The organism is Anaerovibrio slackiae (assembly GCF_009695585.1).
Taxonomy (GTDB): Bacteria; Bacillota; Negativicutes; order Selenomonadales; family Selenomonadaceae; genus Anaerovibrio; species Anaerovibrio slackiae.
Genome location: NZ_VUNR01000001.1, coordinates 97,519 through 118,340 on the forward strand (window position 1 = coordinate 97,519; position 20,822 = coordinate 118,340).

17 protein-coding genes, 3 tRNA genes, 1 pseudogene and 1 riboswitch are annotated in these 20,822 nt (G+C 48.7%); of the genes and pseudogenes, 15 read left to right on the top strand and 6 right to left on the bottom strand.

From position 1 onward, the window contains the following. Positions 1–137: 137 nt before the first annotated feature. The 4 genes from FYJ84_RS00470 (at position 138) to FYJ84_RS00485 (ending at position 4,508) form a co-directional block, all read left to right on the top strand. The gene (locus FYJ84_RS00470; RefSeq protein WP_154405041.1) at positions 138–1,634 is read left to right on the top strand and encodes a [FeFe] hydrogenase, group A; all 1,497 of its coding nucleotides are present in this window, start codon (positions 138–140) and stop codon (positions 1,632–1,634) included. 15 nt (positions 1,635–1,649) lie between these two features. After that, positions 1,650–2,423: a 4Fe-4S dicluster domain-containing protein gene (locus tag FYJ84_RS00475; protein ID WP_154405043.1), complete on the top strand. Its 774-nt coding sequence runs from the start codon at positions 1,650–1,652 to the stop codon at positions 2,421–2,423. A 2-nt stretch (positions 2,424–2,425) separates the two neighbouring features. Then, positions 2,426–3,631, top strand: coding sequence for a polysulfide reductase NrfD family protein (locus tag FYJ84_RS00480; protein ID WP_154405045.1), 1,206 nt, complete (start codon positions 2,426–2,428; stop codon positions 3,629–3,631). A gap of 283 nt (positions 3,632–3,914) precedes the next feature. Then, complete coding sequence (locus FYJ84_RS00485) at positions 3,915–4,508, top strand: hypothetical protein (RefSeq protein ID WP_154405047.1); 594 nt, start codon at positions 3,915–3,917, stop codon at positions 4,506–4,508. A gap of 76 nt (positions 4,509–4,584) precedes the next feature. Here FYJ84_RS00485 and FYJ84_RS00490 read toward each other — a convergent pair whose 3' ends face one another. The 4 genes and pseudogenes from FYJ84_RS00490 to FYJ84_RS00505 all read right to left on the bottom strand — a co-directional run bounded on the left by FYJ84_RS00490 (position 4,585) and on the right by FYJ84_RS00505 (position 7,300). Beyond that, positions 4,585–4,806: a hypothetical protein gene (locus FYJ84_RS00490; protein ID WP_154405049.1), complete on the bottom strand. Its 222-nt coding sequence runs from the start codon at positions 4,804–4,806 to the stop codon at positions 4,585–4,587. Positions 4,807–4,898: 92 nt separating this feature from the next. Beyond that, positions 4,899–5,783: an O-linked N-acetylglucosamine transferase family protein gene (locus tag FYJ84_RS00495; RefSeq protein ID WP_154405051.1), complete on the bottom strand. Its 885-nt coding sequence runs from the start codon at positions 5,781–5,783 to the stop codon at positions 4,899–4,901. Positions 5,784–5,823: 40 nt separating this feature from the next. After that, positions 5,824–5,970, bottom strand: a pseudogene (locus FYJ84_RS00500) (flagellin N-terminal helical domain-containing protein); the annotation flags it as partial. A 157-nt stretch (positions 5,971–6,127) separates the two neighbouring features. Further along, on the bottom strand, positions 6,128–7,300 hold the full coding sequence (locus FYJ84_RS00505) for a HipA domain-containing protein (RefSeq protein WP_154405053.1): 1,173 nt from the start codon (positions 7,298–7,300) through the stop codon (positions 6,128–6,130). Positions 7,301–7,538: 238 nt separating this feature from the next. Here FYJ84_RS00505 and FYJ84_RS00510 point away from each other — a divergent pair. The 8 genes from FYJ84_RS00510 to ligA all read left to right on the top strand — a co-directional run bounded on the left by FYJ84_RS00510 (position 7,539) and on the right by ligA (position 16,040). Then, a tRNA-Met gene (locus FYJ84_RS00510) sits at positions 7,539–7,614 on the top strand. Between the two features lie 42 nt (positions 7,615–7,656). Continuing rightward, positions 7,657–7,732, top strand: a tRNA-Thr gene (locus FYJ84_RS00515). Between the two features lie 4 nt (positions 7,733–7,736). Further along, positions 7,737–7,813: transfer RNA gene (locus tag FYJ84_RS00520), tRNA-Met, on the top strand. A gap of 214 nt (positions 7,814–8,027) precedes the next feature. Then, complete coding sequence (gene ilvD / locus FYJ84_RS00525) at positions 8,028–9,692, top strand: dihydroxy-acid dehydratase (protein ID WP_154405055.1); 1,665 nt, start codon at positions 8,028–8,030, stop codon at positions 9,690–9,692. A 20-nt stretch (positions 9,693–9,712) separates the two neighbouring features. Continuing rightward, positions 9,713–10,195, top strand: coding sequence for a tRNA (cytidine(34)-2'-O)-methyltransferase (locus FYJ84_RS00530; protein WP_154405057.1), 483 nt, complete (start codon positions 9,713–9,715; stop codon positions 10,193–10,195). A gap of 103 nt (positions 10,196–10,298) precedes the next feature. Next, positions 10,299–11,228: a manganese-dependent inorganic pyrophosphatase gene (locus FYJ84_RS00535; RefSeq protein WP_154405059.1), complete on the top strand. Its 930-nt coding sequence runs from the start codon at positions 10,299–10,301 to the stop codon at positions 11,226–11,228. A 215-nt stretch (positions 11,229–11,443) separates the two neighbouring features. Further along, a complete protein-coding gene (pcrA, locus tag FYJ84_RS00540) occupies positions 11,444–13,957 on the top strand; it encodes a DNA helicase PcrA (protein ID WP_235901287.1) in 2,514 nt (837 codons plus the stop codon). 79 nt (positions 13,958–14,036) lie between these two features. Then, complete coding sequence (ligA, locus tag FYJ84_RS00545) at positions 14,037–16,040, top strand: NAD-dependent DNA ligase LigA (RefSeq protein WP_154405227.1); 2,004 nt, start codon at positions 14,037–14,039, stop codon at positions 16,038–16,040. Positions 16,041–16,143: 103 nt separating this feature from the next. Here ligA and FYJ84_RS00550 read toward each other — a convergent pair whose 3' ends face one another. Beyond that, positions 16,144–16,413: a type II toxin-antitoxin system YafQ family toxin gene (locus tag FYJ84_RS00550; protein ID WP_154405061.1), complete on the bottom strand. Its 270-nt coding sequence runs from the start codon at positions 16,411–16,413 to the stop codon at positions 16,144–16,146. A gap of 5 nt (positions 16,414–16,418) precedes the next feature. Beyond that, positions 16,419–16,697 carry a type II toxin-antitoxin system RelB/DinJ family antitoxin gene (locus tag FYJ84_RS00555; protein WP_154405063.1) on the bottom strand — a complete coding sequence of 93 codons (279 nt, stop codon included), beginning with the start codon at positions 16,695–16,697 and terminating at the stop codon, positions 16,419–16,421. 114 nt (positions 16,698–16,811) lie between these two features. Here FYJ84_RS00555 and FYJ84_RS00560 point away from each other — a divergent pair, with 114 nt between their 5' ends. The 3 genes from FYJ84_RS00560 to FYJ84_RS00570 all read left to right on the top strand — a co-directional run bounded on the left by FYJ84_RS00560 (position 16,812) and on the right by FYJ84_RS00570 (position 20,821). Beyond that, positions 16,812–17,345, top strand: coding sequence for a 3'-5' exonuclease (locus FYJ84_RS00560; protein WP_154405065.1), 534 nt, complete (start codon positions 16,812–16,814; stop codon positions 17,343–17,345). A 114-nt stretch (positions 17,346–17,459) separates the two neighbouring features. Further along, a riboswitch (cobalamin riboswitch) is annotated at positions 17,460–17,661 on the top strand. Between the two features lie 222 nt (positions 17,662–17,883). Then, entirely contained in the window at positions 17,884–19,830 is a 1,947-nt protein-coding gene (locus tag FYJ84_RS00565) for a TonB-dependent receptor plug domain-containing protein (protein ID WP_205764021.1), read from the top strand. 25 nt (positions 19,831–19,855) lie between these two features. Continuing rightward, the gene (locus tag FYJ84_RS00570; protein ID WP_154405069.1) at positions 19,856–20,821 is read left to right on the top strand and encodes a TIM barrel protein; all 966 of its coding nucleotides are present in this window, start codon (positions 19,856–19,858) and stop codon (positions 20,819–20,821) included. Position 20,822: the final 1 nt, after the last annotated feature.

Sequence of the window (20,822 nt, forward strand, 5' to 3'; positions counted from 1 at the left end):
TGAGTGCCTATTATAGGTGAACTTAATCATTCCATAAATATAAAATATTTCTTATCCTTATTTTTAAGTGATAAAATAATAAATGGGAATTATTGTTTTTCTTGTTGGGGAGTTATGTTTTTATAAGGAGAGTTTGTATGAGTAGCAAAATTTCTCGGCGCAAATTTTTAAAGCTTGTAGCTGGGTCCGGAGCCGTGGGCTTCGGCGTCATGGCCGCAGGCTGCAAGGGAAAGCCATCAGGAGCCGAAGGCTGGATTCCTGACCAGTATCAGGGCAAGGGCGATTTCCCGGTTAACCTCAAGGGCCGTGTAGCCATCAGCGATGCCAATCCGTCCATTGAACGAGATGATGAAAAGTGCATCCTGTGCGGCCAGTGCGTGGAGGCCTGCAAGAATGTCATGGGCGTGTATGGCAATTATCCTTTGCCGCTGAAAAGCGAAATCGCCTGTGTCAACTGCGGCCAGTGCGTTATGTGGTGCCCGTCCGGTGCTATCACGGAAAAGCGCAACATCAAGGAAGTGCTGGCAGCTATCGATGATGATACCAAGCATGTGGTAGTGCAGACCGCACCGGCCACCAAGGTATCTCTTGGTGAGGAGTTCGGCATGCCGCCTGGCACCAGCGTTGGCAACAAGATGGCTGGCGCATTGAAGGAAGCCGGCTTTGATGCAGTATTTGATACCTGCTTCTCAGCCGACCTGACCATCATGGAGGAAGCATCCGAGTTTGTTCACAGGCTGACTGCGGCAAAGGATGAGATTCCGCATCTGACCTCCTGCTGCCCTGGCTGGGTAAAGTACTGCGAGTATTTCTACCCGGAGCTGATGCACAACCTGTCCACCTGCAAGTCACCGCAGAACATGATGGGCGCTACCATCAAGTCCTTCTATGCTGACAAGATGGGCATCAAGCCGGAAAACATCGTCAATGTTTCCATCATGCCTTGCACGGCCAAGAAGTTTGAGGTAGCCCGCGAGGAGCTGGAGGTAGACGGCAACCGGGATATGGACTATGTGCTGACCACCAGGGAACTGGCCGTACTGCTGAAGTCCAAGGGCATTGATTTGAATACCGTGCCTGAGCGGGAATATGACTCCGTTCTGGGTGAATCCACAGGTGCAGGCAAGATTTTCGGTGCTACCGGCGGTGTTACCGAAGCGGCAGTCCGTTCCGCTTATTTCTTTGCCACCGGCTCCAATCCGCCTGCTGACCTTCTGTCCTGGCAGCCTGTCCGCGGCATGACTGCGGTCAAGGAGGCAACTGCCTCTATTCCGGGTGTTGGCACAGTGAATATTGCCGTGTGCCACGGCCTGGAGAATGCCCGTCAGCTTTTGGACGGCATCAAGGCCAGCGGCAGCAGCAAGTGGCAGTTTATTGAGTTCATGGCCTGCCCTGGCGGCTGCATCGGTGGCGGCGGACAGCCGAAATCCACCGTAGCTGCTCAGAACAGCGCCAAGCTGAAGCGCATCGAAGCCATCTACAAGGAAGATACCGGCTCAGCCAAGCGTTGCAGCCATGATAATACCGAAATTCAGTCCGTTTACAAGGAATTTTTCGGCAAGCCTCTTAGCGAGAAGGCTGAAAAGTACCTGCATACAACCTTTGTAAACCGTCATGACCGGTTATTTAGTTAAGGAGGGTTGAAATAAATGGCTGTATTAGTAGATATTACAAAATGTATTGGCTGCGAGGGCTGCAGCGTTGCCTGCAAGATGTACAATGGCCTTGACTTCAAGGCGAAGCCTCGCAATATAAAGGATGGCCGCGTGGAGCTGGATGACAACCGCTGGACGGTGATTCAGGAGTTCCGCCCGGATGACAAGCTGAGATTTGTCAAGAAGCAGTGCCTGCACTGCCTGGAGCCTGCCTGCGCTTCCGCCTGCTTCTCCAAGGCGATTCAGAAGGACGAGAAGACCGGAGCCGTGGTTTATTACCCTGACCTGTGCGTAGGCTGCCGCTACTGCCTGGTAGCATGCCCGTACTCCATTCCTAAGTATCAGTGGAACGAGCAGTTCCCGCAGGTGGCCAAGTGCCAGATGTGCGAAGCACGGGTAGAAAAGGGCGATGCTCCTGCCTGCGTATCCGCCTGCACCACCGGCGCACTTATTTCCGGTGACAGGGACGAGCTCATCAAGAAAGCTCATGAAATCATCAATTCCGATAGCCGCTATGTGAACCATGTCTATGGCGAGCATGAGGTAGGCGGTTCCCAGTGGCTCTACATCTCCGATGTGCCTTTCGAGGAACTTGGCTTCAAGCAGGTCAGCGAGACACCTGTTACCAGCTACACCAAGAGCTATATGTCCAAGGTTCCTGGCTTTGCCGCTGCCTGGGCATTGTTCCTGGCAGGCCTTTCATTCTACAATCATCGTGTGGAAAAGAACAAGAAGCAGGATGATGACAAGCAGGATAAGGAGGGCTGAGCATGAAGGTATATAAGTGTTTTAGAATTTTGGGATGGGACTTTACCATCACCCCGACTCGTTTTGTCCTGACAGGCCTTGTGCTTTTGATGGCAGCCACCGTGCTGTTCCGTCTTTTGACAGGCTTCCAGTATGTTACCAATCTGACCGATGAAACTCCGTGGGGCATGTGGATTGCATTTGACGTAATGTGCGGCGTTGCCCTGGCAGGCGGTGGTTATTCCACGGCATTGCTTGTGCACATGTTCCGCTATGAGCAGTATGAGATTGTGGCCCGTGGTGCCCTGCTGACATCCCTGCTGGGCTATGTGCTGGTAATGGCAGGACTTTTCCTGGATATCGGCCAGTGGTTCAACTTCTGGCGTCCGTTCGTGTCATGGGGACACACCTCGGTACTCTTTGAGGTATTCTGGTGTATTTCCCTGTATACTACCATCCAGAGCCTGGAGTTCTTCGAGATTATTACTGAGCGTGTGCTGGTCAAGAAGCTGCACAGATATATCGTCAAGATACTGCCTGTGCTGGTGGTAATCGGCCTTATTTTCCCGGTACTGCATCAGTCCTCCCTGGGCGGCCTGTTCCTGATTATGAAGGAAAGAATGTTCCCACTGTGGTGGAGTGAGTTCCTGCCGATTTACTTCCTGCTGTCCTCCTTCTTCGTTGGTTCTGCCATGGTGACGATTGAGACTACTCTCGCCAAAACCGCTTATGGCCATGAGATTCCTCATGAGATTATGCTGAAGCTTACCCGCGTGGGTACCCGTATCATGGGCGTATATCTCCTGATGAAGCTCTATGATTTGTTCTCTATGGATCTGTGGGGCTATGTGTTCCAGGGTACTCTCCAGAGCAATATGTACTGTGCGGAGATGCTCTTTGGTATCATCATTCCTATCCTGATTATGTTCAGTCCTCTGAGAAAGACCAGAGGCGGTCTCCTGACCTATGCCTGGCTGACAGTTCTGGGTGTTATTGTCAACCGCCTGAACTGCGTATTCACCTCCATGTATGAGAGCGGTGCATACTTCCCAGGCATCGGCGAAATCATCGTCAGCGTGGGCCTGGTTGCCCTGGGCATCCTGATTTACTGCTTCCTGGTTGAGAACTTCAACATCATCGGCAACGAGCGTGCCGTACAGGTCAAGATTGACAAGGATAAGGACATCAAGAACCTGATCTGGGCATTGCTCCGTACCAAGAGGCATTGATGCTATAAGGCTTATGAAGTCTTATGAAGCCTTATGAGATTGTTTAGCAAAGTTTTTCAATAGCGTATATAAATTTGTATCGCCCTCGTGAGACAGGCTGTAAGCCAAGTCTTGCGGGGGCGATATTTTTGTTGCATAATTTTTGTCTATTTGCTTAGCTATAAAGTGCTGGTGAATTCAAGGCTGAACCAATAATTGGTTTTTATGTATATTTTTCAAAAATACATTCCTATTTTTATCAAAAAGTGGTATAATGTTTGTAGAATAGTTTTTCGTCTACATAGTGGAAACGATTCACAAAATCGCTCAATTCTGTTATAATCAAAGGAGTAAGATATACAGCACGGAACTGATAAAGCTCCCCGCCCCTGAGTTTTATGTTTTCTATGATGGTGAGGATACCAGCTTTGAGCACAAAGAACTCAGGCTGAGCGATGCTTTCAAGACACCTTCTGACAAGCTGGAACTGGTTGTTCATGTCTATAACCTGGCAACCGGCAAGAACGAAGATTTGAAGAAGATATGCAAGCCGTTACGAGAATACAGCATTTTTTCCAATCACTATAAGCTGCTCAGAAAGCAGGGACTGACTGTAGATGAAGCTGTCAGGGACACCATCAGATACTGCATTGATAACGATGTTATGAAGAATTACTTGCTGCACAACGAAAGTGAGGTAATTGATATGTTTGGCTTTGAATGGAACGAAAAAGAGGAACGAGAAGCCCTGCTGGAGGCTGGCGAAGCCCGTGGAGAAGCGCGTGGACGAATTAATACAATACGCGATTTGCTGTCCGATGGAATTGTTACTCTTGAGGCATTGAAAGCTTCTGGGCGATACTCCCCAGAGGAGTTAGCTGCTATGGCAAAGCCATGATGCTGCAATAGAGATAATAGAAAAATCCTGTTTCAGAAAAACATCTGAAACAGGATTTTTTTACATCATATACTATTTACCACTGACAATGAGCTGCACGACGATGATGCCCCTGATGCCTGCCCTGTCCTTGCTGACCATCCTGCCAATATGGACAATCAGTATTACGTTCATGGCATACGCCACGCTCGTTGCACCAATCACACCAATATGCAGCATGTGCCAAAGGCATATCCACAACTATGTTGCTTAGCAAAATTGCCCCCAGCACAATCATGATACCTAAAATCTTCTTCACATGCATCGCCTCCCAAAATAAACTTACAACCGCAACACATATACTCTCTGTTTCCATTATTATAACATAAGAACGAACATAAGAAAATATATTTAATCGAAAACATCATGGTTGTGTACCGCAGATAAAATTTCTTTATATTTACCTTCAATTTCGCGCACATAGCCTTCTGCATCCATAGCAGGCGAATTTTCCAGCATGGTACGCAGATTTTTGTGAAGAACATCTAGTAAATCCCAATCACTAGCAAGAGCAACCGCACGCTCTACATATTCTTTTGGTGTGGGCACAGCTAATTCCCCCACACCAGCATTGGTCAGGATACTAAGCCCAAACCGTGAGCTACGGCGTTCCCCATAAAGGCTGACCACTGGAAACCCCATATAAAGTGCATCAAAAGTAGTACCGCCACCAGTGTATGGATAAGTATCAAGAGCTATATCTACATCTAGATAACGCTCTAAATAATCTAATGATGGACTTTCCAATATAATACGTTTGTTGTCAAGACCTGCATTAGCTAACCTTTTACGAACCATTTGCATATTCGATTTGCTGGATAAGATATCACACTTCAATAATAGAAATGAATTTGGAACTAAATACATAATTCTTCGCCATAGCTCTAGAATTTCACTAGTAAATTTACTAATACGATTGAACGTAGCAAATGTAATATATCCATTTTTTATGCATGGTGCACCTGATGATGCAACTACATCCCTATGGCATTTGTAACAAAATTGACTTTTTAAGTATAATGGTCTTTCTGTTATATATGTATTACCAGTCGGATCCAAATATTCATCAGTTATAAGGTAATCAACTGCTGAAAAACCTGTAGTTTCCATCCAGCCCAAGCCTGAAATCTGTACTGGAGCAACTCTATACGCAAATAATGAAAGACCAGAATTTGCCGAATGACCTGCCAAGTCAACTAATATATCAACGTTCATTGATTTTATTTTTTCTGCCATATCTTCTCTTGATAAATCCCCGATATCAATATATTCATCAACTAATGACTTTCTGGATAGTCTGACGATCGCTATCGGTATTGGAATCGTTAGCTGCGTTTACAGCCTTTTCCTTCAAGGTCTTCAGAATCTCAACGGTGGAGCTTACAGCACCCTCGGCAACCTTCATCATAGAGCTACCGTTCTGTGGTGCACGCTTTGTAATGAAGGTGGGTGAATGCAGGTATCATGCGGCTTGGGAGGGATGACAGGGGAGGGGATAAAAAATAGCGAACCAAAACATGGCTCGCTATATCACATCACGTGCATCAAAATTCTATAATTCTATTTATAGCTGATTTATTCTATTTATTATTAATTTGTTCTTGAAATTTGTGCAATACCAGCACGTTGTAATTCACATTCCGTATGATGCTTTCTACTCTTTTTATGCTAATTCTGCCTGTTTTTACTGCTGGTGCAAAAATATCATAAGCAGCTTTTTTGACAAAATTATCATCAAGCATGGACAATAAGAGGGCAGAGCTTTTTATCAGCTTAAGCTGTTGTTCGTGGGTATTTCTAAATGGCTTGGCTGGCTGATTTCTAGTAATTATTTCACAATCAGATACGTTGTACCAAAGACTGTTGCCGTTGTCGAAAACAGGCGCCAGTCCTTTAAATTCCAGCGTGTCTGCATCGCGTATAAAACCGAAATTGCCGTAGTGCCTGTCTATATTATTAATTAAGCAATCAAATATGAGGATATTGTTTATAGCTTGCTGGGGAACATCAATTTTCAGAGCCTCGATGCACTTGAAAAAATGCTGATAGGCGTTGTCATTGTTGGAATGCTTTTTCATCATGAGTATGTCTGAGGCCGGGATGTATTCCGTATGGTCATCGACAAAGGTTTCACATACGGAATAGGGCTTATCTCCGATGCTATTTAGCTGGTAGGAAACATGGCTCATCTGCAATTTATCTAATAAAGTGCTGGCAAATACCTCATTGTATGGCTGCTGATAAAGAGGGCCGGAGCCCTGTTTGTATAACAATCTTTTTCCATGCTCAATGCACCAGAATTTTGGCAATTCGCCGTTGGAATTGCTGTCAGGTGATATAAAGCTGCCATCGTTGCTGGCATGGGACTGGAAGGTTTCCCTGAGAAAGCTGTTTTCAAACAAGTTTATATCGCGCCAGTCAATATCCATATGAAGCGGTCTGTACCAGTACTGGTCAGAAAGATTCAGCCCGAGGCTTTTGTAGGCAGCTGCACTTGGCGTAACTACTCCCAGCTTTTCCAGGTAGTTGGTGAAGTGGCTTCTGCTGGCTGGAATACTACGAAAAGCCACCCAGTTCTGCATGGCATCAACAGCAGTGAAATCATTGCCAGAGTTGCATTGCACGGGTATGGGCAGATGCTCGTGATTAAGGATGCTGATTTTGCTGATGATGCGTCCTGTGTATGAGTCTATATTGAAATGGGCGACAGGTATATTTTTGTGCATCAATACTATGCTATTGTCTTCAAGCACATATCTCACCACTTTCCAGGTAGGGTATTGTTTAGAAAGATATCATTTGAAAAGTATCAAAGTATCATTGGGAACTTTTCGTAGTATAATATTATCATTATGTAATGCTAGTATTATATCATGTTTGCCTTTAATACTACAGCAGTAAAAAAGTTTAAAATTTTATTTGACAAATGGTTATTATGCTGATATAATACCAAATTGTCGGTGCTTGTGAGAGCGCAGGCATCATTTACATCGCGGGATGGAGCAGCAGGTAGCTCGTCGGGCTCATAACCCGAAGGTCAGAGGTTCGAGTCCTCTTCCCGCAACCAAATCGCTTTGCTGTTTGGTATAGATGATGTTATTGTTAATATGCTGATATAGCTCAGTAGGTAGAGCGCATCCTTGGTAAGGATGAGGTCACCAGTTCAACTCTGGTTATCAGCTCCATATTGGCTGCGTAGCTCAGCTGGCTAGAGCATTCGGTTCATACCCGGAGTGTCAGGAGTTCAAGTCTCTTCGCAGCCACCATTTGATGATATTGCCTCGGCGAAATGCCGGGGCTTTTTGCTGTGCGGTTTTTCCGCCTTGCCTATGCTGCATTTGGGCAGTGGGGAGTGATTTTAAACAAATTTTCGTTTTCCTTATTGGCATGACGGTGATTTTGGTGTAAAATAATATGAAACTGAAGTATACAAAATATATGAAGCTAAAATTGCTAATTTTATTTTAGGAGAGTTGTGTAATGAAGTCTGATGTTGTAAAGAAGGGCGCAACGCGGTGTGCCCATCGTTCCTTGTTTAATGCTATGGGCTTTGGGCCGGAGGATTTGAAGAAGCCGTTAATCGGTATCTGCAATTCCTTCAACGAGGTTATTCCTGGTCATATTCACCTGCGGGAGATAACTGAGGCTGCCAAGCTGGGAGTTGCCGCTGCCGGTGGTACGCCGATGGAATTCCCGGCTATTGGCGTGTGTGACGGCATTGCCATGGGGCATACCGGCATGAAGTTTTCCCTTGCCAGCCGCGAGCTGATTGCTGATTCTATCGAGGCTGTGGCTACTGCTACCGGCTTTGACGGCCTGGTGCTGATTCCTAACTGCGACAAGGTTGTGCCTGGCATGCTGATGGCAGCTGCAAGGCTGAATATTCCTTGCGTAGTTGTCAGCGGCGGCCCGATGCTGCCTGGCCGTTACAATGGCCGTGACATCAGCGTAAGCCAGTCCTTTGAGGCTGCCGGTGAGTTTGCCGCAGGCAAGATTTCCGAGGCGGATATGACTGCCATCGAGTCCGCTGCCTGCCCTGGCTGCGGTTCCTGCGCAGGCCTATTTACTGCCAATACCATGAACTGCCTGACTGAGGCTCTTGGCATGGGGCTGCCTGGCAACGGCACCATTCCTGCCGCCTATACCGGTGCACGCCGCCAGCTGGCAAAGCGTGCCGGTCAGGTAATCATGAACCTGATTGAGAAGGATATTAAGCCACGGGATATTCTGACTGAAAAGGCATTTGAGAATGCTATCACTGTGGATATGGGTATTGGCGGCTCTACCAATACTGTACTGCATCTGACTGCTATTGCCCATGAGGCAGGTATTGAGCTGCCGGCAGCCAAGTTTGATGAAATCAGCCGCCGCACTCCTTATATTGCCAAGCTGAGCCCGGCAGGCACCCATCACATGATTGACCTGAACGAGGCAGGCGGCATCAATGCCGTCATGAAGGAGCTGTCCAAGAAGGGCGTAATTCATACTGATGCCATGACTGTTGTGGGCACAGTAGAGGAAAAGATTGCCAATGCCAGGACGCTCCGCCCTGATGTGATCAGGACTGTTGAGGATCCATATCGCAAGGAGGGCGGTCTCGCTATCCTGTCCGGCAATCTCTGTCCTGAAAACGCTGTAGTGAAGGCTTCCGCTGTGGCAGAGGATATGCTGGTTTACTCCGGCAAGGCCAAGTGCTTCAGCTCTGAGGAGTCTGCTGTGAATGCCATCATGGAGGGGCAGATTGTGGAGGGTGATGTAGTTGTTATCCGCTACGAAGGCCCTAAGGGCGGCCCTGGCATGCAGGAGATGCTGAATCCAACTGCCGTTATTTCCGGCCGTGGCCTGAAGGTAGGCCTGATTACTGATGGCCGTTTCTCCGGTGCCAGCCGCGGTGCCTGCATCGGCCATGTTTCCCCTGAGGCAATGGCTGGCGGCCCGATTGCCTTGATTGAGGACGGGGACATCATCGATATCGATATCCCGAACCGCAAGCTGGAGCTGCGTGTCAGCGATGAGGAGCTGGCCAAGCGCAAGGCTGCCTGGGTAAAGCCTGAGCCGAAGATCAAGACCGGCTACCTGTCCCGTTACGCCAAGCTGACCACTTCCGCTTCCAAGGGTGCGGTAGTTACTGCTGACTGCGATTGATGGGCTGCAGGTGACAGGAAATGCACATCGTATTGATTGAGCCGGAAATTCCCGGCAATACCGGCAATATTGCCCGCCTGTGCGCTGCTACGGGCATAGAGCTGCATCTGGTGAAGCCCCTGGGGTTTTCCATTGATGACAAGCATCTGAAGCGGGCCGGGCTGGATTATTGGCATCTGGTGAAGGTGCATGTTCACGAAAATTTTGCCGAGGTAAAGGCCATGTATCCTGAGCACAAATTCCATTATTGCTCCACCAAGGCACCCCGGGCTCATTCCGAGGCGCAGTTTGGCAGGGATGATATGCTGGTATTTGGCAAGGAAACAGCCGGTATCCCTGAGGATATCCTGAAGGCAAACTGGGAGCACTGCATCCGTATTCCCATGATTGAGGGAGCCCGTTCCCTGAACCTGTCCAATGCGGCGGCGATTGTGGCCTATGAGGCGATGCGGCAGCTGGATTATGCCAATCTCTTGCAGGAAGGGCCAGGCACCAGAAGCTGATGCTTGTTGTAGCTGCTTGTTGTAGCTGCTTGCTGGTGTGGCTGATTATTGTAATTGTCGATGAATTATGATAAATAATGCACATTTTTAGGAGGAAGTTGTTTTGAGTAAAGTATTTGTTACCGGTCATAAAAATCCTGATACTGATTCTATCTGCTCCGCACTGGGTTATGCTGCCCTGAAGCGGGGCCTGGGGGTGGATGCTGTGGCAATCCGTGCCGGTGAGGTGAACAAGGAGACTCAGTATGCCCTGGATTACTTCAAGGTGGAGGCACCGGAGCTGGTGCAGTCCGTAGAGGAAAAGCAGCCTATTATTTTGGTTGACCACAATGAGGAAGGACAGGCTGTAGACGGCCTGGCAGCTGCTGACCTGCAGGGCATTATCGACCATCACCGCCTGGGGGGCATCAATACTGCCAACCCGATTTTCGTGCACATTGAGCCTGTTGGCTGCACCGCCACCATCGTTGCCAAGATGTTTGACCGCTGGCAGGTGGAGCTGACCAAGGAGATTGCAGGCCTGCTGCTGTCTGCTATCGTTTCCGATACTGTTCTCTTTAAGTCTCCTACCTGCACCCAGCAGGACAAGGATGCCGCTGAAAAGCTGGCAGGTATTGCCGGTGTTGATCTGAAGGAGTACGGCATGGCTATGCTGAAGGCAGGTGCCGACCTGGGTGACCTGACTCCTGCCCAGATTGCTAAAACTGACTCAAAGCCGTTCTCATTTGGCAGCTACAAGGCTATCGTCAGCCAGATTTCCGTAATGGACACCGCCGATATCCTGGCAAAGAAGGCAGAGCTGACTGCTGCCATGAATGAGCTGTGCAAGGCAGAGGGCTATGACCTGGCTCTGCTGATGGTTACCGATATCATGGAGGAGTCTACGGAGCTGGTATTTGTGGGCGAGCCGAAGCAGCTGATTGCTGACGCCTTTGGCAAGGATGCCTCTGGTGATTCTATATATCTGCCGGGGGTTATGTCCCGCAAGAAGCAGATTGTACCGCAGCTGACTGAGGCTGCTGCAAAGCTGTAATAGGTCTGTAATAAGTCAGAGCTTGGATGTTAAAGCTTAGATGTTAGAGCTTAAAGTTTAGAGATGTAAGAGTTTAGTTGTGATAATGGGCTGGCAGAGGTTGCTTATGGCTAATGCCAGCCCTTTTGCGTTAATTATGCCACAGGGCAATCATAAGCTGAACGGTTTGTATTGAGGTGGTCAGGGAGTGACCGAGAGCGGGAGGATGAAGCGGCTTGGATATTTTTAGCGGATTGAATGATGACCAGAGGGAAGCGGTGGCATGTCTTGAAGGCCCTCTTTTGATTATGGCAGGTGCCGGTTCAGGCAAGACACGGGTGCTTACCCACAGGATTGCCAACCTGTTGGAGCATGGCGTTGCCCCCTACAGTATTCTGGCCATCACTTTTACCAACAAGGCGGCAGCTGAGATGCGGGAGCGTGTGGAGAACATGATTGGACCTTATGCCAAGGAAATCTGGCTCAGTACCTTTCATTCCTTCTGCGCCCGATTTCTGCGCCGGGAGATTGAGGCCACTGGCATGTACAAGAGCAATTTTGTCATCTATGATACTGGTGATACTCAGACGGTGGTCAAGAAGGTCATCAAGGAGCTGAATCTGGACGATAAGCAGTACAATCCGGGAGCTATACGCAATGCTATTTCCAACGCCAAGAATCAGATGCTGGGGCCTCTGGCATTTGAGGCTCAGGCAGCGGATTTTTATCAGAAAAAGGTTGCCGAGGTATACAAGAAATATCAGGCAATGCTTCGGGAGAACAATGCCCTTGACTTTGATGATTTGCTGCTGGTGACGGTGTCCCTGCTGTCGGAAAATGAGGAAATCCGCAGCCGCTATCAGAGGCGTTTCAAGTACATTCTGGTGGATGAGTATCAGGATACCAACGGGGCACAGTATCAGCTGACCACCCTGCTGGCAGGGGGCTACCGCAATCTCTGCGTGGTGGGTGATGCGGATCAGTCCATCTACGGCTGGCGCGGTGCGGATATTACCAATATCCTGAACTTTGAGAAGGACTATCCTGATGCCCGTACCATCATGCTGGAGCAGAATTATCGCTCCACCAAGAATATACTGGCGGCTGCCAATGCGGTAATTGACCACAACTCTCATCGCAAGAAGAAACGCCTGTGGACGGATAATGCCCAGGGGGACAAGATTACCACCTATCTTGCTTCGGATGAGCGGGATGAGGCCCGGTTCATCACGGATACTATCAGCAAGCAGCATGATATTTACAAGGCGTCTTATGGCGATATGGCGATTTTGTACCGCACCAATGCCCAGTCCCGGGTGCTGGAAGATGCCTTTATGCGTGTAGGACTGCCTTATACCATGGTAGGGGGGCTGAAATTCTATGACCGCATGGAAATCAAGGATATTGTGGCCTATCTCCGGGTTATGTTCAATCCTATGGATACTGTCAGCCTGATGCGCATCATCAACGTGCCTAAGCGGGGTATCGGCGCCGCTTCCGTGGACAAGCTGATGGTTTATGCGGTGGAAAATGATGTGAGCCTGTTTGAGGTAATAGCCAATGAGGAACTGCTGGCTGCCGTGCCGGGCCTTACAGCCCGAAGCCGCAACCCTTTGAAGCAGTTTGCCCTGCTGCTGCTGGAATTGATGGAGCGCATGGACAAGCTGGCGGTGTCCGACCTGATTGAGGAGGTCATGGAGAAGACCGGCTATGTAGAGGCACTGAAAAATGATAAGGCGGAGAAGAAAATCGAGAATGAGTCCCGCATTGAGAACTTGCATGAATTTATAGGCGTTGCCAAGGAGTTTGAGAAGGAGGAGGAAGAAGAACCGAATCTGGAGAATTTTCTGAGCAAGATGGCGCTGCTTTCCGATATTGATGAGTCCGACTTGGAGGAGGAACGGGTTACCCTGATGACGCTCCATGCCGCCAAGGGCTTGGAGTTCCCGGTAGTTTTCATGGCAGGTATGGAGGAGGGGATGTTCCCTCATGCCCGTACACTGATGGAGCCGGAGCAGATGGAGGAAGAAAGGCGTACCTGCTATGTGGGCATCACCCGTGCCCAGCGGAAGCTGTATATGACTTATGCAGGTATGCGCACCATCTATGGCCGTACCAATGTATATGAGCCGTCACGCTTTTTGGATGAAATTCCTGATGAGCTGAAGGAGGAGCTTGCTTTCCGACGCAGGCGGCTTGATGATGAAGGCGGCTTTGGGGGCTATAATGATTATGATGGCTACGGCAGTGGCAGCAATGGTTATGGCAGCCATGGCAATGGCAGCCGCTATGGGGGCAAGCGGTTTGGGGGCAGTTTCGGCTACGGTGGCTACAGCCGCAATGCAGGAGGTTTTACGGCAAAGAATTCCCCTCAGGCCGGTACGATAGAACAGCAGAGGCCTGCCGGGGGCATGGCTTCTGCTGGCAGCTTTGCTCCGCATTTTTCCAGCAGTGCGAGCCGTCCGGCAGCTGCCAAGGGACAGCCAATGTCGGGGTTGGAAGCTCTGTCGGCAGTGCGCAGCATCAATCCTGCCATTGCCAAGGGGGTGCAGATGGGCACCAAATCCCTGGCACGCCCTGATATGAGCATCCAGTGGAAAACTGGTGACAAGGCAGCCCACAGCAAGTGGGGAACGGGAACTGTGGTGGGTGTCTCCGGCTCCGGGGAGGAAAGGGAGATACAGATTAATTTTCCGGGCATCGGGCTGAAAAAGCTGATGCAGAAGTATGCGCCATTAAAGAAGGTGTAAGTGTATGGCTACAGATGTGAATGTAAAGGCAAAGGCAAACGTGAACGCAAGTGAAAGTGCCAATGTAAACGTAAACGAGATGGATATAGCGGAGGTCAAAAAGGAGCTGAACAGGCTGCGGAAGGAAATCCGCCATCATAATAAATGCTATTATGACAATGACAGTCCTGAAATCAGTGATTATGAGTATGATCTGCTGATGCAGCGGCTGAAATCCCTGGAAGGGGCATATCCTGAGCTGATTACCAAGACTTCTCCTACCCAGCAGGTGGGCGGTACGGCAAGGCGTGAGGCAGGGGTGCTGGTGCAGCACGATGTGCCTATGCTTTCCTTGCAGGATGTTTTTTCCAAGGCGGAGGTGGCGGATTTTGTGAACTCCGCTATTGAGGCACTGGATGAGCCGGAGTTTGTGGTGGAGGAAAAAATTGACGGCCTTTCCCTGGCCCTTCGCTACCGCGATGGCCTGCTCACCCAGGCTATTACCCGGGGGGACGGGGTAATTCAGGGGGAGGATGTGACAGAAAATGCCCGTGTCATCAAGGATATAAAGCAGAAGCTGAAGGACAGCCTGCCGTACTTTGAGGTGCGGGGGGAGGTGTACATGAGCCGGGAGGCATTTGCCAAGGTAAATGACCGTCAGGAGCTTTTGGGATTGAAGCCTTTTGCTAATCCCCGGAATTGTGCTGCCGGTACCCTCAGGCAGCTGGACAGCCGCATTACCAAGGAAAGGCAGCTGTCCATGTTCGTGTTCAATTTGCAGGCAGCTGAGGGCAGGGAGTTTGCCAGCCATACGGAAGCCTATGATTTCATGAAAAAGCAGGGTATGAAGGTCATTCACAACTACAAGGTTTGCCGTACTGCCGAGGAGGTCATGGCAACTATTGATGAAATCGGGGCCTCCCGGGGCAGCCTGCCTTATGATATTGACGGTGCCGTGGTAAAGGTCAATGATTTTGCCCAGCGGGAGCAGCTGGGGCAGACTTCCAAGGTGCCCAAGTGGGCGGTGGCCTACAAGTATCCGCCGGAGGAAAAGGAAACCAGGCTGCTGGATATTGAGCTTTCCGTAGGGCGCACAGGCCGCATCACCCCGACGGCTGTTTTTGAGCCGGTGCAGCTTTGCGGTACCAAGGTAGAGCGGGCAACCCTGCACAACCAGGATTTTATTGATGAGCTGGATATCAGGATTGGGGATACCATCCGCGTGTTCAAGTCCGGGGAAATCATTCCCAAGGTGCGCTCTGTAAATCATGATCTGCGGCCTGAGGGCACTGAGCCATTTTTTATTGGTGATACCTGTCCTGTATGCGGCCATAAGGCTGTCCGGGAGGAAAGCATGGCGGATATCAGGTGCACCAATCCATCCTGCCCGGCACAGATGGAGAATCATCTGATCAATTTTGTGGGCAGGGATGCCATGGATATCAAGGGCATGGGAGAGCAGAATATTCATGCACTGATTGAAGCCGGGCTGGTGAAGGATGTGGCGGATATCTTTGTGCTGTCCCGGCATCGGGAGGCCATGATCGCAGCGGGGCTGATTGGCAAGGAAAAAAATACTGACAAGGTGCTGGAAGCTATCGAAAAGGCAAAGGCCAACGAGCCCCAGCGGCTGGTGGCAGGCTTTGGCATTTCCGGCATTGGCAAGGCTGCTGCCCGGGAGCTGATGCTGCATTTCCATTCCGTGGATAAGCTGGCGGAGGCTGATGCGGAGGCTGTCCGGGAAGTCAATGATATCGGCGAGATCAGCAGCAGGGCGATTTATGAGTATTTCCGGGACCCTGTGAATATTGATATTATCAAACGGCTCAAAGAAGCAGGCGTCAACATGGAGCTGAAGGACAGCGGCATTGTGGATGAAAAGCTGGCTGGCAAGACGGTGGTGGTGACAGGTACCCTGCCAACTCTCAGCCGCAACGAGGCAAAGTCGCTGATTGAGTCCCACGGCGGCAAGGCGGCAGGCTCCGTGTCCAAGAAGACGGACTATGTGCTGGCCGGGGAGGCTGCCGGCAGCAAGCTGACGAAGGCACAGGAGCTGGGGATACCTGTCCTCAGCGAGGCGGAATTTTTGGCGATGGTGGAATAGGGTGCTGATGAAATCATGAAGGCGCAGATAGCTGGTTAACTAAAAAGAAAAGCCTCAGTATTGCCAAATGCTGATAAATTGGCAATACTGAGGCAGCTGTGCTTTATTTGAATAACTCGCTGTGGGAGCCAAGGCGGGCGAGGAACAGCGTATCGCCTTCAATGCGGTAGATGAGCAGCCAGTCCGGCTGTATGTGACATTCACGGAAATCCTTGTAGTTGCTGCTTAATTTATGGTCGTGGTATTGCAGGGGGAGCTTTTGGCGGTTGAGGAGAAGAATCAATACTTTTTCCAGCAGCTCAAGCTTTTTACCTTGACGGATGGCACGTTCAAAATCTTTTTTGTATTGGCTGGATTCCTTGACATACAGCATTATAATCACCGCTGAAAACGTTTGGCAAGATATTCGGCTCCCGGTTCTGCAACCATTTTTGCATCATAAAATTCTTCCATAGCTGCTTTGGTGGCATAGTTGGGAGTTTCTTCGGGCAGACTGATTTCAAATGGTATTTTGCGGTGGTTTACTACCGATTGGGCGAAAATTGTAAATGCCGAGGTCATTGTTAAACCAAGCTTTTTAAAAATTTCCTCGCTTTGTTCCTTCAGGTTAGTGTCCATGCGGAATTGCACCATGCTGGTAGCTGCTTTGACTGGCATAATAATTTACCTCCTAAAAATATGTTTGTAAATATTATATTGCAAACAAAGTTAGATGTCAATCAAATGTAATACAATTATTATGGTTATATATCAGGAGAAAAGGGAGAGCTTATGGCGAAGCTGACATACGACATACCCAAGGATTATACGGTTATCGATTTGGAAACAACCGGGACAAGTCCCGCAAAAAGTGAAATCATTGAGATTGCCTGCCTGAAATATCGGAACGGGGAGCAGGTGGAGGCTATTCAGCAGCTGGTGCGGCCCCGGAGAAGGATTTCGTATTTTATTCAGAATTTTACTGGCATCACCAATGAAATGGTGGCAGATGCCCCGATGATTGAGGAAGTCCTGCCTGCAATCAGTGTCTTTTTGCAGGGGGAGACCATCGTGGGGCACAATGTGAATTTTGATATGAATTTTCTCAAGGCGCAGGGAGTGAGCTTTGAAGGATGGTATCTTGATACCTTATATTTGTCTAGAAAACTTCTGAAAAATGTATCCTGTCACAAGCTGGAATATCTCTGTGATTATTTCGGCATTGTTGATACCCACCACCGGGCGGCCTCTGACTGCCTGATGACCAATGAGCTGATGTACAGGCTTGCCAGCCTGCCGGAGTATCAGAAGCTATCTGCCATGTGAGGGAATTGCCCTTGGCTGATGATAGCTAGAAAGAAAGTTTTTTGTATTCTGAGTGAGAAAATATGTCTTGACAGAATTTGTTTTTTGATGTAGCATGAAAAAAGGTTATACAAATTGAATATGGGTGTGTCAGGTACCTTGGCATGGCGTTTTGCTGTGCCGGGTTTAAAAGGGAATACCGGTGCAAAGCCGGAGCGGTCCCGCCACTGTAAGGGGAGTGCTGTGCATAAGTTATGTCACTGGAGCGATGACTCTGGGAAGGCGCACAGGCATGATGAACCTGAGCCAGGAGAACTGCCTGTCATGAATCACCGTTAAGGCAGGCAACGATGCTTTGCCGCACCCACGAGCGATGGGGAGGAGATTGACGATAATAGGGGAGTCTTTCTTTTTATGGAGGGACTCCTTTTTTGTGTGTCTTTGTGCAGATTTAATGCTTTGCATTTTGTTGCATTATTTCACGCGGAGGTATTTGCTGGTCAAGGCTTTTCGAGCTTGTGGCCGGCTTATTTTTTTATCAGGCAAGGGGAGAGATTATATGAAGAAAATGAGAAAATGGGAAAAGAAACTGACTATGCAGGTAATGGCTGCTTTGTTGGCAGGTGCAGCTATGGGCACTACGGCATTTGCGGCAGAGGCTGAAAACAGCAATGCTGCTGACACGGCGGTGGATGTCTATGAACTGGAGGATACTGTAGTTACGGCAGAGCGCATGCCGACTAAGAAGCTGGAAACACCTGCCAATACTGCGGTCATTACGGCAAAGGAGATTGAGGATAATCATTATCAGAGCGTGGATGAGGCAATCGGCCATGTTAATGGTGTATCCATTGTGCGCATGGCAGGTGGTTTGCGCAGTTATGTGCGAATTAATGGCGATGAGAGGGTAGTTTTGCTGGTGGATGGCCAGAAGTTGAATGATGCTCAAGGGGGCTTTGGTAGAGCAAGTGTTGACCTTAATATGATACCGTCTATGGACAATATTCAGCGCATTGAAGTTGTCAAGGGCGGTGGCAGTGCCCTGTATGGCAGTGATGCAGTTGGCGGTGTTATCAATATCATTACCAAAAATGCAGTAAAAAATGAAACCAAGGTGGACATTAATATCGGCTCCTGGGGAAGCCATAACTATGCAATCAGCACTCAGGGCAAGGAGAATGATTTCAGCTGGTTTATAACTGGCGGTTTGCAGAAGCGCGGTCATTTTGACTATAAGTTTGATGGCAATAGTCCTACTATGGCAAATAGCGATTATAATAATAACAGCTTTTCCATGAAGCTGAAAAATCGTTTGTCAGATAGTGACTCGCTGGCATTGTCTTATGCTCATCGTTCTGTTGATGATGGGCAATATGAGTGTTATGGTTCTTTTTCCCAGCCTAATTATTATGGGTTGCGATTAAGAGAGAATTTTAACAACTATAATTTGACTTGGAATTTTAACGAAGATACTGATGTGCCAGGGTATGTGCGGTTTTTTTATAACTACAAATGGATAGACCAGAGTGGTTCTTTTAGTAATCGTACCATGGGATTGGATGCACAATATGGCTGGCTTTTGAATGATTATAATACGCTGATTACCGGTGTAGAATGGCATCAGAGCAATTCGGAAAATGCAACAAATGGATATTATGGCAAAAAGCTTAACAATAAGAGCGTTTTCCTGCAGGATACCTGGAAATTTGCAGATAAGTGGACATTAGTGCCGGGAATACGCATGGATAATCATAGTATGTTTGGTACTCATTGGTCCCCAAAGATTGCTATAAACTATTTAGCGGATGCTGACACCCAGGTATATGCTTCCTGGGGACGTGTTTTCAAGGCTCCTACTGCCGATGATTTGTATTACAATAGTTATGGATATGTTGGTAACCCGAATCTGAAACCAGAGACAGGTTATACTGCCACTGTGGGCATGAATCATAACTTTGATGAAAAGACAAGCATGGGAATCTCTTTCTTTTATAGCAGGCTTAAAGATGCTATCCAGTGGATGAATTTACCTAGTGGTACTATTTGGGAGGCAACAAATGTTGATGAGGAAAAACACCGTGGCATGGAGCTGTCCTTCAAGCAGGAGCTTAGCCCGATGTGGAGCTATGACTTAGGCTATTCCTACATCAAGCGTGAGAAAACATTTAGAGGCTCGCCTATGGCTGTAGATTCTGGCAATCTTCAGCCGAATGGCTATCGCATCGGTGTTCATTATCACAGCGGTGCCTGGAAGGCAAATCTGCTGGGTACTATCGGCAGTGGCCTGGATGCTCAGTATTATAATAACAACAGTAGCTATAACATCTGGGATTTCAACCTCAGCTATGATATTAAGAAGAACATTACTACCTACTTCAAGGTAAACAATCTTACAAATCAGGAGCATTTTGAGCAGAAAGGCTCATTAGCTAGTGCATGGGGACCGGCAAGTTATTACCCATGTGCAGGCCGCTTCTATCAGGTAGGCCTTACCTGCACTTTCTAATAATCGATTGTAAAGGAGGCAGTTTATGCTGGAATTAGTCAACCTCTCCAATGATATTACAGATACAGAAGGTCTGCTGGGAGGCAATTCGGCACAGCTTGCCTCTTTTTTGCAAAGGCATCATCTTGACGGCATAGAGTTTATGTGCTGTGCCCCCTGGGATAAAAGCTTTCATCAGCCGGATATCATCAAGGGCTTTCATCTTTGGTTCTGGCCCAGCTGGCTGGATTTCTGGCTGGAAAATGAACAGGCACTGCTGCGGGAATTTGGTTCCTGGGAGAAGGTTGAAAGCTGCTTTGGTGCTTCCCGTGAGGCATGGCTGGACAGGTGGGCAGCCAATTTTCAGCAGGCAGCAGACTGCGGTGCAGAATATGCCGTTTTTCATGTGGCGCAGGCAAGAAGCAGCGAAATCCGCTGCCGCAGCTTTGCCTACAGTTCAGCACAGGTCATAGAAGCTGTGCTGGATATAATCAATCAGCTTACAGCCCGGCTGCCATCGGAGATGGCCCTCCTATATGAAAATCTCTGGTGGCCCGGGTTGGATTTAACTTTGCCAGCCTTAGTGCATGAGCTGCTGGCTGGTACAAAGCACAAGTGCGGCATCATGCTGGATACAGGGCATTTGATGAATACAAACACGAGGCTGTGCTGTGAGTCGCAGGCGGCAGACTATATTTTGCGGATAGTGGACAGCCTTGGTTCAGCTGCTGGCAGTATCCAGGGGGTTCATCTGCATACCTCTTTTTCCGGGGAATATGTGGAAAAGGAGAGGCAGCGGCATAACCAGCCTGAGTATAATCTGTCTGCCGGGGAAATGATGGATTATGTATTGAAGGTTGACCGGCATCAGCCTTTCAGGACGGCTGCCGCCAGGCGGATTGTGGATGCAGTGCAGCCACGGTATCTGGTGCATGAGTTTGTGCCTGAAAATTATGAGGACTGGGAAAACAAGCTGGTACAGCAGCAAAAGGTATTGTACAGGAGATTATAGT

Bases quoted from the DNA above. Each gene is read 5' to 3' on its own strand.
- FYJ84_RS00530 (WP_154405057.1), top strand. From the start codon at position 9,713: ATGCACATCGTATTGATTGAGCCGGAAATTCCCGGCAATACCGGCAAT.
- ilvD (WP_154405055.1), top strand. From the start codon at position 8,028: ATGAAGTCTGATGTTGTAAAGAAGGGCGCAACGCGGTGTGCCCATCGT.
- FYJ84_RS00570 (WP_154405069.1), top strand. From the start codon at position 19,856: ATGCTGGAATTAGTCAACCTCTCCAATGATATTACAGATACAGAAGGT.
- ligA (WP_154405227.1), top strand. From the start codon at position 14,037: ATGGATATAGCGGAGGTCAAAAAGGAGCTGAACAGGCTGCGGAAGGAA.
- FYJ84_RS00555 (WP_154405063.1), bottom strand. From the start codon at position 16,697: ATGCCAGTCAAAGCAGCTACCAGCATGGTGCAATTCCGCATGGACACT.
- FYJ84_RS00565 (WP_205764021.1), top strand. From the start codon at position 17,884: ATGAAGAAAATGAGAAAATGGGAAAAGAAACTGACTATGCAGGTAATG.
- FYJ84_RS00560 (WP_154405065.1), top strand. From the start codon at position 16,812: ATGGCGAAGCTGACATACGACATACCCAAGGATTATACGGTTATCGAT.
- FYJ84_RS00495 (WP_154405051.1), bottom strand. From the start codon at position 5,783: ATGGCAGAAAAAATAAAATCAATGAACGTTGATATATTAGTTGACTTG.
- FYJ84_RS00550 (WP_154405061.1), bottom strand. From the start codon at position 16,413: ATGCTGTATGTCAAGGAATCCAGCCAATACAAAAAAGATTTTGAACGT.
- FYJ84_RS00470 (WP_154405041.1), top strand. From the start codon at position 138: ATGAGTAGCAAAATTTCTCGGCGCAAATTTTTAAAGCTTGTAGCTGGG.
- FYJ84_RS00475 (WP_154405043.1), top strand. From the start codon at position 1,650: ATGGCTGTATTAGTAGATATTACAAAATGTATTGGCTGCGAGGGCTGC.
- FYJ84_RS00480 (WP_154405045.1), top strand. From the start codon at position 2,426: ATGAAGGTATATAAGTGTTTTAGAATTTTGGGATGGGACTTTACCATC.